The following is an 11862-nucleotide window of genomic DNA, read 5'->3' as shown; positions in this document are numbered from 1 at the left end:
GGTGATCGCGGAGGCTTAGAGGCCTGGCAGGCGCTGGCGGATGCGTTCGATCAGGGAGTCGAGGCTGGCGCTCTCATGGGTGTCGACGCGTTTGGTCAGCACCAGTTCTTCTGCATTAAGCGGCTCGCGGCTGTTTTGCTGGGCGCGGATAACCTCGATGGTGGCATCCGAAGGATCTTGCGCGGCCGCCTGACGCTGCGCCAACCAGCTGGCGATAACGGTTTCGGGAGCCTGGCAATCCAGAATCACGAAGGGGGCACCGGTTTCCTGCGCAACGTCCCACGCGGCCTGGCGCTGCGCCTGTTTCAGGTAAGTTGCGTCGATCACCACCGGGAAGCCGGCGCGCAAGGCCGACTCCGCCAGTTGATGCAGGCGCTGGTACGTGGCAACGCTGGCGTCTTCGCTGTAGATACCGGCGGTCAACTGACCTTGTTCGGCCGATTTCTGCTCGCCAAATAGACGTTTACGCTCGACGTCCGAGCGCAAGCGAATGGCGCCGAGGGCTTCAACCAAGCGCATTGCGACATGGCTTTTGCCCACGGCCGAAACGCCATGGGTGATCGCCAGCAAGCGCGAGGGAATGGCGCTGTAACTTTCGGCCAGGGCGGCATAGCTGCGGTACTGACGCAGAATCACGGCGCGTTGCACGGCGCTTTCTTCCTGGCCGAGGCGGAAAAGGCCGACCTTGCCACGCACCATCGCCCGATAGGCTTTATAGAAGTTGAGAATTTCCAGCGCGTCGTAGTCGCCAGTTTGTTCCAGCCAGGCGCTGACGAAACGGCGCGACAACGGCTTGAGGCCACGGTCTTCCAGGTCCATTGCCAGGAAGGCGGCATCGGCGGTGACGTCGGTCAGGCGGAAGGGCTCATTGAATTCGATGCAGTCGAACAGCACCACTTTGCCGTCCAGCAGGGTGGCGTTGCCCAGGTGGATATCGCCGTGGCATTCACGAATATAGCCCTCAGCTTTACGACGCTCGAACAGCGGCTGCAGGCGCTCGAAGCTGGCTTCGGCCCAGGCTTGCAACGCGTCGAGCTGAAGCAGATCGGCTTTTTCCGAGAGCATGGGGCGGATCTGTTCGAAGTTTTGCGTGACCGGCGCCATGATCGCGGCGGCGCTGCCCAGCGGATGGTCTTGCGGCACGCGCGGCGCGCTCAGGTGGAACTGCGCGATCTGTGTGGCGAGTGCGTCGATGTGGTCGGTAGTCAGCTCGCCGCGGCTCTGCACTTCGGCCAGTAGCTGGCTTTGCGGGAACTGGCGCATTTTCAGGGCGTAGTCGATTACCGGGCCGCTGCCGTTGATCTGCGGAGCATCGGCACTGCCGGTGATGGGCAGCACTTCGAGGTACAGCCCTTCGGTCAGGCGCTGGTTCAGGCGCAGCTCTTCGTTGCAGAAGTGCTCGCGGTCTCTAAGAGATGTGAAATCGAGAAAGCCGAAGTTGACCGGCTTTTTGATTTTGTAAGCGAAGGGACCGGTCAGCACCACCCAGGAGATGTGCGTTTCAATGACCTGGAAACCTTCTACCGGATGCGGGTAAAGGGCCGGGTTCTGCAAGGCGGCAATCAGGGTTTGGCTCACGGTCTTTCCTTGAATAACGGACTGAATTCAGGCGGCCATTATGGCGGCTGTGAGCAAGTGTGCAAACCGCTGGGAGGCGTCTGTCTGGCCCAGGCAAAGTGCGTATAATGCGCCGCCATGACACGTACCCGATCTTCTCGCCCCTCTCGTTCGCGCCCTAAATCCCGCTCTGGTGGCATGCGCCGCTGGCTGGGTTGGCTGCTCAAACTCAGCATCGTCGGCCTGGTGGTCGTGGCCGGTTTTGCCGTGTACCTCGACGCCGTGGTGCAGGAGAAATTCTCCGGCAAACGCTGGACCATTCCCGCCAAGGTGTACGCCCGGCCTTTGGAATTGTTCGTCGGCCAGAAGCTGGCAAAAGACGACTTCCTCACCGAGCTGGATGCCCTTGGCTATCGCCGCGAAACCTCGGTGACCGGACCCGGCGCCGCAGTGGTGGCGGGCAATAACATTGATTTGAATACCCGCGGCTTTCAGTTTTATGAAGGTGCGGAGCCTGCGCAGCGCATTCGGGTGAAGTTTTCTGGCGACTACGTGGCCGGGCTCACTCAGTCCAGCGGCCAGGATCTCGCCGTGGCACGCCTGGAGCCGCTGTTGATCGGGGGCCTTTATCCAGCGCACAACGAGGACCGGATTCTGATCAAGCTCGATCAGGCTCCTCCTTATTTAGTGGAAACATTGGTAGCGGTTGAAGACCGCGAGTTTTTCCACCATTTCGGCGTGTCGCCAAAATCCATTGCCCGTGCGTTCTGGGTCAATGCCAGCGCCGGGCAGATGCGCCAGGGCGGCAGTACGCTGACGCAGCAGTTGGTGAAAAACTTTTACCTGACCAGCGAACGCAGCCTCAGCCGTAAAGCCACTGAGGCCATGATGGCGGTGTTGCTGGAGCTGCATTACAGCAAGGAGGAAATTCTCCAGGCTTACCTCAACGAGGTATTTCTCGGTCAGGACGGGCAGCGTGCGGTGCATGGCTTCGGTCTGGCCAGTCAGTACTTCTTCAGCCAGCCCATGGCGGAGCTGAAGCTCCATCAGGTGGCGTTGCTGGTCGGCATGGTGAAGGGACCCACTTTCTATAACCCGCGCCGCAATCCGGATCGCGCCCTCGAGCGCCGAAACCTGGTACTCGATCTGTTGGCTGCGCAAAACGTGGTCACCGTCGAGCAAGCCGAAGCGGCCAAGAAAATGCCGCTGGGCGTGACCAAACGCGGCAGCATGGCGGACAGTTCCTATCCGGCGTTCCTCGATTTGGTGAAGCGCCAGTTGCGTCAGGACTACCGCGATGAAGACTTGACGGAAGAAGGCCTGCGAATCTTCACCAGCTTCGATCCGATTCTTCAGCAGAAAGCCGAAAACGCACTGCACTCCACCCTGAAGGGCTTCAAAGGCCGTAAAGGCGCGGACGAAGTGGAGGCCGCCATGGTGGTGACCAATCCGGAGAGCGGCGAAATCCAGGCCATGCTTGGCAGCCGTCAACCGCGCTTCGCCGGGTTCAACCGCGCGTTGGACGCGGTGCGGCCAATTGGCTCGCTGGTGAAGCCGGCGGTGTACTTGACTGCGCTGGAGCGTCCGAGCCAATACACGTTGACCAGTTGGCTGGAGGACGAGCCGTTCTCGGTCAAGGGGAAAGACGGTCAGGTGTGGACGCCGCAAAACTACGATCGCAAGGCTCACGGCACGATTTATCTGTACCAAGGCCTGGCTAACTCCTACAACTTGTCGACCGCCAAGCTCGGGCTGGAGCTGGGTGTTCCGAATGTGTTGAAGACGCTCCAGCGATTGGGTGTTTCCCGTGAGTGGCCGGCATTCCCATCGATGTTGCTGGGCGCGGGCGCGCTCAGTCCGATCGAAGTGGCCGGCATGTACCAGACCCTGGCCAATGGTGGTTTCAACACGCCATTGCGCGGTATTCGGAGTGTGTTGACTGCCGAAGGGGAACCTCTCAAGCGCTATCCGTTCCAGATTCAACAGCGTTTTGATCCAGGTGCCATTTACCTGGTACAGAACGCGATGCAGCGCGTGATGCGCGAAGGCACCGGGCGCTCGGTCTATAACCAACTGCCGTCGACGTTGAACCTGGCCGGCAAGACCGGCACCAGCAACGATTCACGGGACAGCTGGTTTGCCGGTTTCAGTCAGGATTTGTTGGCTGTTGTGTGGATGGGGCGTGACGATAACGGCGGCACACCCTTCACCGGCGCAACGGGTGCTTTGCAAGTGTGGACAGGCTTTATGAAGCAGGCTGACCCACTGCCACTGAACATGCCGCTGCCCGATAACGTGGTGCAGGTGTGGGTCGACGCGAACAACGGCCAGGGCTCCGATGCCAACTGCCCGAATGCGGTTCAGATGCCGTATATTCGCGGCAGCGAGCCGGCAGCCGGTGCGGCCTGCGGCGGGCAAACGCCTGCGGGAGAAGTGATGGACTGGGTGCGCGGTTGGATGAATTAAGTGATGAGGTGCTCAGTGAATAAGTGGTTGATCCCTGCATTAATAGCCACCAGCCTGCTGACCGGTTGCGCCAGTGTTCAACGTGGTTCGATTCCGGTGGTCGACTCTGGCGCGCCGCTCTCGGCTGACCGTCCGCCCGTTAATGGGCGTGCGACCACTGGCGGCTATGCGCAAACGCCAGCCCAGCCGCAGACTCAAGCGGTCCCGCAGGATTCCGGCGTGGTGGTGATGGTGCCTGGCCAGGGGCGCGCGCCTGCGCCCATTCAAACTTACCCAAGCGGCTCGTCGGTGAGCAGTGCGCCGATCTCGTCGGGCGGTATTACGCCTGGCCCGATCACGACGGGTCCGATTACACCCGGGCCGAGCGCCAGTTACAGCGTGCCGACTCCTGTTGCGCCAAGCGGTATCCCGTCATCGGGCGGTCTGGCCGCTGATGAACAGTTGGATGGCCCGGTGCTGGCCTTGCTCACCACGGCGCAACAGCAGCAGAGCAGTGGCGATCTCAATGGTGCCTCGTCCAGTCTGGAGCGCGCACAGCGCATCGCCCCAAGCGAGCCGCAAGTCTTGTATCGACTGGCTCAGGTGCGTTTGGCTCAAGGTGATGCTGCGCAAGCCGAACAAGTGGCGCAGCGTGGTCTGACTTATGCCAGCGGCCGCCCCACGCTGCAGGCCAGCCTGTGGGGGCTGATCGCCCAAGCGCGGGAAAAACAAGGCAACGCCTCGGGCGCCGCCCAGGCTCGCCAGAAGGCTCAGGTGAACCTCTGATGGATCAGCGGCTGCCTGCGCTGGCGGATCACTTGCTGCTGATTGAGCGGGAATTGCGTGCTCAAGGATGGTGGGCGGCGACGCCTCCGTCCGCTGAAGCTTTGGCTAGCGTCGAACCGTTTTGCGTCGATAGCCTGTCGTTCGAAGAGTGGCTGCAGTGGATTTTTCTGCCGCGCATGAAGGTAATTATCGAAAGCGGGCAGCCGCTGCCGTCGGTGTCTGGCATTCGGCCAATGGCGGAAATGGTCTACAGCGCCAAGCTAGGCAAGGCGACCGGCTTGCTCGTGTTGCTTGGCGAGTTTGATGGCTTGATCGGCGCGGCAACTTCCTAGGAAGTTGCCGGTGTGGCGGGAGGCGTCAGTCGCTGCACGTGTCGGTAATGGCTTTCATATCTTCGGCAATTTTGCTTTGCCGCTCTTCCTCGGTGAAGCGGCGTGTTTCGCCGTTCACTTGCACCATCAAGCGCGGATTGTTCTGAAGTTGCGACAGGTGGGTACGCACCGCCTCGCAGTACTTCGCGCGCTCTTCCTCTTTCGCGGCAATTTCTTTCTTCACTTTTTCATCAATGGCTTTCTGCGCCGGATCATCGACCGTCCCGGGTGCCGGTAATTTGGGCAGTGCCGGGGGAGGCGTTGGCTTCGGCTGGGAAACTTGGGTGCTGATCGGCGTAGCGTCCTGGCCCTGCGGCGGCTGGGCGCCAAAGTGGGTGTTGCCCTGTGCATCGACCCATTTGTAAACCTGGCTGGCCGAGGCGGCTGCGCTTAGGGCCAACAGCAAGCTGCCGGTGATGATCATGCGTCGCATGCGGTGTCCTTCTGATTAGCGGCGGAACGTGCTGCTAACTATAACCAAATCCAGCCACTCGTCACCCTGCACCCGGTCACAGCTGCAATTCAAAGAAAGCACCACGGATGACTTGACTTGAGAGCGTTGAATCCGAACAATTCGACGTTCGCTGTAGTGGAGTCGGCCGCAAGCAGGCTTTAGCTCAGCAGACATGAGGCGCATACCCGTGCCGACCTGTTACACCCGCAACGCGTTACCTCGCGCTGGGTGGGAAAACCCCGAAACACTTAGGGGCGTTCCCAATACTTGCTCAAGTAGTAGCTGGCGTAGTCGGCGACCACCGTCGCTCATGCTCTGCTTGGCGGTAAACCTATTCGGACCCGTTCGTTTGTGAGCGGTTCTCTAAGCGTTTTAGAGGTGAACAACGTGGAGCTTTTATCTGGCGCTGAAATGGTCGTCCGCTTTTTGCGTGACGAAGGCGTTAAGCATATCTATGGGTACCCAGGCGGTGCCCTCCTGCATATTTACGATGCGCTGTTCAAAGAGCCGGAAGTGACTCACATCCTGGTTCGTCACGAGCAGGCCGCGACCCACATGGCTGACGGTTACGCCCGCGCCACCGGTAAAGCCGGCGTGGTGCTGGTGACGTCCGGCCCTGGTGCGACTAACGCCATTACCGGTATTGCCACTGCCTACATGGACTCCATCCCGATGGTGATCCTGTCTGGCCAGGTGCCTAGCAATATGGTCGGTACCGACGCGTTCCAGGAAACCGACATGATCGGTATCTCCCGGCCGATCGTGAAGCACAGCTTCATGATCAAACACCCGTCCGAAATCCCCGAAGTCATGAAGAAGGCTTTCTATATCGCTCAGTCCGGCCGCCCAGGTCCGGTAGTTGTCGATATCCCGAAAGACATGACCAACCCGGCGGAAAAGTTCGAATACGTTTATCCGAAGAAAGCCAAGCTGCGCTCCTATAGCCCAGCTGTGCGTGGCCACTCCGGGCAGATCCGCAAAGCCGCTGAGATGCTGCTGGCGGCCAAGCGCCCAATTCTGTATTCGGGTGGCGGCGTGATCATGGGCAATGCATCCGAGCCGCTCACCGAGCTGGCGAAAATGCTGAATCTTCCCGTGACCAATACCCTGATGGGCTTGGGCGGTTTCCCTGGTACTGACCGCCAATTCATCGGCATGTTGGGCATGCACGGCAGCTACACCGCCAACCTGGCGATGCACCACGCCGATGTGATTCTGGCCGTTGGCGCGCGCTTTGATGACCGTGTTATCAATGGCCCGTCGAAGTTCTGCCCGAACGCCAAGATCATCCACATTGACATCGATCCGGCGTCGATCTCGAAAACCATCAAGGCCGACGTGCCAATCGTAGGTCCGGTCGACAGTGTGCTGACCGAGATGGTCGCCATCCTCAAAGAAATCGGCGAAACCCCGAATAAAGAAGCGGTGGCCAGCTGGTGGAAACAGGTTGATGAGTGGCGTGGCGAAGGCGCGTTGTTCCCTTACGAGAAGGGCGACGGCAGCATCATCAAGCCGCAGACCGTGGTTGAGACCTTGTGCGACGTCACCAACGGCGATGCCTTTGTGACCTCCGACGTGGGCCAGCATCAGATGTTTGCGGCGCAGTACTACCGCTTCAACAAGCCGAACCGTTGGATCAACTCCGGTGGTCTGGGCACGATGGGTTTTGGCTTCCCGGCTGCGATGGGCGTGAAGCTCAACTTCCCGGACGCCGACGTGGCGTGCGTGACCGGCGAAGGCAGTATCCAGATGAACATTCAGGAACTGTCGACCTGCTTGCAGTACGGCTTGCCGGTCAAGATCGTCAACCTGAACAACGGTGTGCTGGGCATGGTTCGCCAGTGGCAGGACATGACCTACAGCGGGCGCCATTCGCACTCGTACATGGAATCGCTGCCGGACTTCGTCAAACTGGTCGAGGCTTATGGCCACGTGGGTATGAAAATCACCGATCTGAAAGACCTGAAGCCAAAAATGGCTGAGGCCTTTGCGATGAAAGATCGTCTGGTATTCCTCGATATCCAGGTGGACACCAGCGAGCACGTTTACCCGATGCAGATCAGAGATGGCTCCATGCGTGACATGTGGCTGAGCAAGACGGAGCGGACATAATCATGCGACATATCATCTCTCTGCTTCTGGAAAACGAACCGGGCGCGCTGTCCCGCGTGGTGGGGCTGTTCTCTCAACGTAACTACAACATCGAAAGCCTGACCGTGGCGCCGACTGAAGATCCGACCTTGTCGCGTCTGACGTTGACTACTGTCGGCCATGATGAGGTGATCGAGCAGATCACCAAAAACCTGAACAAGCTGATCGAAGTCGTCAAGCTGGTAAACCTGTCGGAAAGCGCCCATATCGAGCGCGAGCTGATGCTGGTGAAAGTGAAAGCGACGGGCGCGCAGCGTGCCGAGATCAAGCGTACTACCGATATTTTCCGCGGCCAGATTGTGGATGTGACGAGCAGCGTCTACACCATCCAGCTCGCTGGAACCAGCGACAAGCTGGACAGCTTCATTCAGGCAGTGGGCACCAGTTCGATTTTGGAAACGGTCCGCAGCGGCGTCACCGGCATTGCCCGTGGCGACAAAGTTCTGAGCATCTAACTCATTTAGCGCGAGGCCCTGACGGGCCTCAGAAATCAGGGGAAATTCATGAAAGTTTATTACGATAAAGACTGCGACCTTTCCATCATCCAGGGTAAGAAAGTCGCCGTTATCGGTTACGGTTCGCAAGGCCACGCTCAAGCGTGCAACCTGAAAGACTCCGGTGTTGACGTGACCGTTGGCCTGCGCCCGGATTCCTCTTCCCGCGCCAAAGCTGAAGCTCATGGTTTGAAAGTAGCTGACGTGCCTGCTGCCGTTGCTGCTGCCGACCTGGTCATGATCCTGACCCCGGACGAGTTCCAGTCCCAGCTGTACAAAAACGAAATCGAGCCGAACATCAAGAAAGGCGCCACCCTGGCCTTCTCCCACGGCTTCGCGATTCACTACAACCAGGTTGTGCCGCGCAAAGACCTCGACGTGATCATGATCGCGCCGAAGGCTCCGGGTCACACCGTGCGTACCGAGTTTGTCAAAGGCGGCGGTATTCCTGACCTTATCGCTGTTTACCAGGACGCTTCTGGCAATGCCAAGAACGTTGCCCTGTCTTACGCTTCGGGCGTGGGCGGCGGCCGTACCGGCATCATCGAAACCACCTTCAAAGACGAAACCGAAACCGACCTGTTCGGCGAACAAGCCGTTCTGTGCGGCGGTACCGTTGAGCTGGTTAAAGCGGGCTTCGAAACACTGGTTGAAGCCGGCTATGCGCCAGAAATGGCTTACTTCGAGTGCTTGCATGAGCTGAAGTTGATCGTTGACCTCATGTACGAAGGCGGTATCGCCAACATGAACTACTCGATCTCCAACAACGCTGAATACGGCGAGTACGTAACCGGTCCGGAAGTCATCAACGCCGAATCCCGTCAGGCCATGCGTAACGCTTTGAAGCGCATCCAGGACGGCGAATACGCCAAGATGTTCATCAGCGAAGGCGCCACCAACTACCCATCGATGACCGCCAAGCGTCGTAACAACGCCGCTCACGGTATCGAGATCATTGGTGAGCAGCTGCGTTCCATGATGCCGTGGATCGCTGCCAACAAGATCGTCGACAAAGCCAAAAACTAAGGCTGTTGCGATCCAGAAAAAACGCGGCTACGGCCGCGTTTTTTCGTTCTAGGCTAAGGCTCTGGTATAAAGCCTCAGTGCTGGAGCGGGGTGAACCCCGGATCAGCGTACTGGTCGAAAACTTTCCAAACCGTTGCAAGGTGTAGTTCATGAACGAACGTCCCGAGGAGCCGGCTAACGGTTCCGATGCAGAGAGCCTGCTGCCAATCGATGAGCATGTTGAAGAAGGTCATGACGCCGAAGGGCGCAAAGTCCGCCACCGCGGGGTTTACCTGCTGCCCAACCTGTTCACTACCGCCAACCTGTTTGCCGGTTTCTACTCGATCATCAATGCCATCAACGGCAACTTCTATGTAGCAGCCGCCACGGTGTTCGTAGCGATGGTGCTTGATAGTCTCGACGGTCGCGTTGCGCGTCTGACCAATACCCAGAGCGCGTTCGGCGCCGAGTACGACTCGCTGTCCGATATGGTCGCGTTCGGTGTAGCGCCGGCCATTCTTGCCTTTGAATGGGCGCTGGGAAGCATGGGCAAAGTGGGCTGGATGGTTGCCTTCATCTATGTGGCCGGTGCTGCGCTGCGGTTGGCGCGCTTCAATACGCAGATTGGCACGGTCGATAAACGCTACTTCATTGGTCTGGCTAGCCCGGCAGCAGCCGGTGTGGTCGCGGGCACCGTATGGGCGTTCAGCGACTTCGGCATCCAAGGTTCGAACATGTCGTTCGTGATCGCCTTGTTGGTGGCAGCCGCAGGCATGTTGATGGTGAGCAACATCAAGTATTACAGCTTCAAGGATCTCGACCTCAAAGGACGGGTGCCTTTTGTAGCGATTCTTGCGGTGGTGTTGGTGTTCGCCGTGGTATTCAGCGACCCACCACGTATTCTGCTGCTGATATTCCTCGCCTATGCTGCGTCCGGGCCTGTTCAATACCTGCTGCGCCTGCGCCGTCGTAAAACTGCGGAGTGATGTAATTTCCCTCAAGCTCCGCGGTCTATTGGCGCGTCAGTCACTGATAGTCGCGGAGTTTCCCATGTTGATCAAAATCCCTTCTGCTTCCGCGTCGAGTGAATCCGACGTCACGCCCGAGTCGGTTTACCTCTCACGTCGTTCCTTCTTTGCTGCAGCAGGTGGCGCCGCCGCGGCATTGGCGCTGCCGGCATACGTGCGCGCGGAAGCCTCGCGCTATGCGGATGTTGAAGAAGCCCCGGCGCCAGGTTGGTTCGCTGACAAGTTGAAGGCGGCTCGCTGGCAAGCCGTTACAGCCGGCAGTGAAACGATCACGCCGTTCAAAGACGCTACGCACTACAACAACTTCTATGAGTTTGGGCCTGATAAAGGCGACCCGGCACGCTACGCCGGCTCGTTTAAAGCTGAGCCCTGGACGGTGATGGTTGATGGGGAAGTTGCCAAGCCGGGTCGCTACTCGTTGGAGGATATGTTCAAGGAGCAGCAACTTGAAGAGCGAATTTACCGCCTACGCTGCGTCGAGGCTTGGTCAATGGTCATTCCCTGGATGGGGTTTTCGTTGGGCGACGTGCTCAAACGCTTCGAGCCGACGGCGAAAGCCAAATATGTTCGCTTCGAAACAGTGGTCGACCGTGAGCAAATGAAAGGGCAGAGCTCCAGCTTCTCGCTGATCGACTGGCCTTATATAGAAGGCTTGCGCATGGACGAGGCGATGCATCCGTTGGCGATTCTTGCGGTTGGCATGTATGGGCAGGTGTTGCCGGGGCAGAACGGGGCGCCGTTGCGTCTGATCGTGCCTTGGAAGTATGGCTTCAAGAGCATCAAGTCGATTGTGCGAATCACCCTGACGGAAGAGCAGCCTACTAATACGTGGCAGGCGCTGGCGGCTGACGAGTATGGGTTCTATGCCAACGTAAATCCGGCCGTTGACCATCCGCGTTGGACGCAGGCGCATGAGCGACGTCTGCCGAGCAGTCTGTTTAGTCCGAATGTGATGCCGACCCGTCTGTTCAATGGGTATGACGAGGTGGCCTCGTTGTATAGCGGTTTAGATTTGCGGACTAACTATTGATGCGATACCGGCTATGGCGTGTTGCGGTGTTTTGTCTGGCCCCGGTTCTTCCTTTGTATTGGCTGTATCAAGCCTGGGCGTTTGCGCTAGGGCCAGATCCGGGCAAGGTGCTTGTTGATCGCTTGGGGCTGGGTGCGCTGACACTGCTGCTTATTACCTTAGCGATGACACCGCTGCAGCGCTTGACCGCGTGGGGCGGCTGGATTGCGGTGCGGCGGCAGTTGGGGCTTTGGTGCTTTGCTTATGCGGTGCTGCATGTGTCGGCTTACGCCGTGTTTGTGCTTGGACTGGATGGCGGGCAGCTGTTGATCGACTTGCGCAAGCGCCCTTACATCTTCGTTGGGGCTTTGGCGTTTATCGGCTTGCTCGCGTTGGCCATTACGTCCAACCGCTGGAGTATTAGAAAGCTGGGCCGACGCTGGAAGGTGCTGCATCGGTTGGTCTACGCCGTGTTGGCTTTGGTGCTCTTGCATATGCTTTGGGTGGTTCGGGCGGATATAGAGGAGTGGCTGATCTACGCGGTAGTTGGCGCGCTGCTCAT

General features: G+C 58.8%; 11 protein-coding genes (1 of these 11 cut by a window edge). 9 read left to right on the top strand and 2 right to left on the bottom strand.

Annotated elements, in window-relative coordinates; translation table 11 throughout:
- Positions 1 to 15: 15 nt before the first annotated feature.
- Positions 16 to 1578: a bifunctional aminoglycoside phosphotransferase/ATP-binding protein gene (locus tag ACZZZU_RS12195; RefSeq protein ID WP_463550732.1), complete on the bottom strand. Its 1563-nt coding sequence runs from the start codon at positions 1576 to 1578 to the stop codon at positions 16 to 18.
- 117 nt (positions 1579 to 1695) lie between these two features.
- On the opposite strand from ACZZZU_RS12195, the gene mrcB reads away from it, so the two are divergent.
- Genes mrcB through ACZZZU_RS12180 form a run of 3 tightly spaced genes read left to right on the top strand, consistent with a single transcriptional unit; the run spans position 1696 to position 5120 of the window.
- On the top strand, positions 1696 to 4023 hold the full coding sequence (mrcB, locus tag ACZZZU_RS12190) for a penicillin-binding protein 1B (protein WP_463550730.1): 2328 nt from the start codon (positions 1696 to 1698) through the stop codon (positions 4021 to 4023).
- A gap of 15 nt (positions 4024 to 4038) precedes the next feature.
- Complete coding sequence (locus tag ACZZZU_RS12185; protein WP_463550729.1) at positions 4039 to 4788, top strand: tetratricopeptide repeat protein; 750 nt, start codon at positions 4039 to 4041, stop codon at positions 4786 to 4788.
- Entirely contained in the window at positions 4788 to 5120 is a 333-nt protein-coding gene (locus ACZZZU_RS12180) for a YqcC family protein (protein ID WP_463550728.1), read from the top strand. Before ACZZZU_RS12185 ends, ACZZZU_RS12180 begins: the two co-directional genes overlap by 1 nt.
- 25 nt (positions 5121 to 5145) lie before the next feature.
- Here the strand turns inward: ACZZZU_RS12180 and ACZZZU_RS12175 are convergent, their stop codons facing one another.
- Complete coding sequence (locus ACZZZU_RS12175; RefSeq protein WP_122491882.1) at positions 5146 to 5592, bottom strand: DUF4124 domain-containing protein; 447 nt, start codon at positions 5590 to 5592, stop codon at positions 5146 to 5148.
- Positions 5593 to 6000: 408 nt separating this feature from the next.
- On the opposite strand from ACZZZU_RS12175, the gene ACZZZU_RS12170 reads away from it, so the two are divergent.
- The 6 genes from ACZZZU_RS12170 to msrQ form a co-directional block, all read left to right on the top strand.
- Positions 6001 to 7725: an acetolactate synthase 3 large subunit gene (locus tag ACZZZU_RS12170; RefSeq protein WP_463384007.1), complete on the top strand. Its 1725-nt coding sequence runs from the start codon at positions 6001 to 6003 to the stop codon at positions 7723 to 7725.
- Between the two features lie 2 nt (positions 7726 to 7727).
- Entirely contained in the window at positions 7728 to 8219 is a 492-nt protein-coding gene (ilvN, locus tag ACZZZU_RS12165; RefSeq protein WP_108099957.1) for an acetolactate synthase small subunit, read from the top strand.
- 48 nt (positions 8220 to 8267) lie between these two features.
- On the top strand, positions 8268 to 9284 hold the full coding sequence (gene ilvC, locus ACZZZU_RS12160) for a ketol-acid reductoisomerase (protein ID WP_122451504.1): 1017 nt from the start codon (positions 8268 to 8270) through the stop codon (positions 9282 to 9284).
- Between the two features lie 149 nt (positions 9285 to 9433).
- On the top strand, positions 9434 to 10249 hold the full coding sequence (gene pssA / locus ACZZZU_RS12155) for a CDP-diacylglycerol--serine O-phosphatidyltransferase (RefSeq protein ID WP_122491881.1): 816 nt from the start codon (positions 9434 to 9436) through the stop codon (positions 10247 to 10249).
- Between the two features lie 64 nt (positions 10250 to 10313).
- The gene (gene msrP / locus ACZZZU_RS12150) at positions 10314 to 11321 is read left to right on the top strand and encodes a protein-methionine-sulfoxide reductase catalytic subunit MsrP (protein WP_463550727.1); all 1008 of its coding nucleotides are present in this window, start codon (positions 10314 to 10316) and stop codon (positions 11319 to 11321) included.
- Positions 11321 to 11862: the 5' portion of a protein-methionine-sulfoxide reductase heme-binding subunit MsrQ gene (gene msrQ / locus ACZZZU_RS12145; RefSeq protein ID WP_122491879.1), read on the top strand. The gene runs 52 nt beyond the window's last position; the window shows 542 of its 594 coding nt (coding positions 1-542); the start codon lies at positions 11321 to 11323; its stop codon lies beyond the right edge, outside the window. Before msrP ends, msrQ begins: the two co-directional genes overlap by 1 nt.

This window comes from Pseudomonas sp. AC136 (assembly GCF_979258585.1).
This window is presented reverse-complemented; position numbering and strand designations above follow the sequence as displayed.

Coding starts and splice junctions, on each gene's coding strand:
- mrcB (WP_463550730.1), top strand. CDS start 1,696: ATGACACGTACCCGATCTTCTCGCCCCTCTCGTTCGCGCCCTAAATCC.
- ACZZZU_RS12180 (WP_463550728.1), top strand. CDS start 4,788: ATGGATCAGCGGCTGCCTGCGCTGGCGGATCACTTGCTGCTGATTGAG.
- ACZZZU_RS12175 (WP_122491882.1), bottom strand. CDS start 5,592: ATGCGACGCATGATCATCACCGGCAGCTTGCTGTTGGCCCTAAGCGCA.
- ilvN (WP_108099957.1), top strand. CDS start 7,728: ATGCGACATATCATCTCTCTGCTTCTGGAAAACGAACCGGGCGCGCTG.
- ilvC (WP_122451504.1), top strand. CDS start 8,268: ATGAAAGTTTATTACGATAAAGACTGCGACCTTTCCATCATCCAGGGT.
- pssA (WP_122491881.1), top strand. CDS start 9,434: ATGAACGAACGTCCCGAGGAGCCGGCTAACGGTTCCGATGCAGAGAGC.
- msrP (WP_463550727.1), top strand. CDS start 10,314: ATGTTGATCAAAATCCCTTCTGCTTCCGCGTCGAGTGAATCCGACGTC.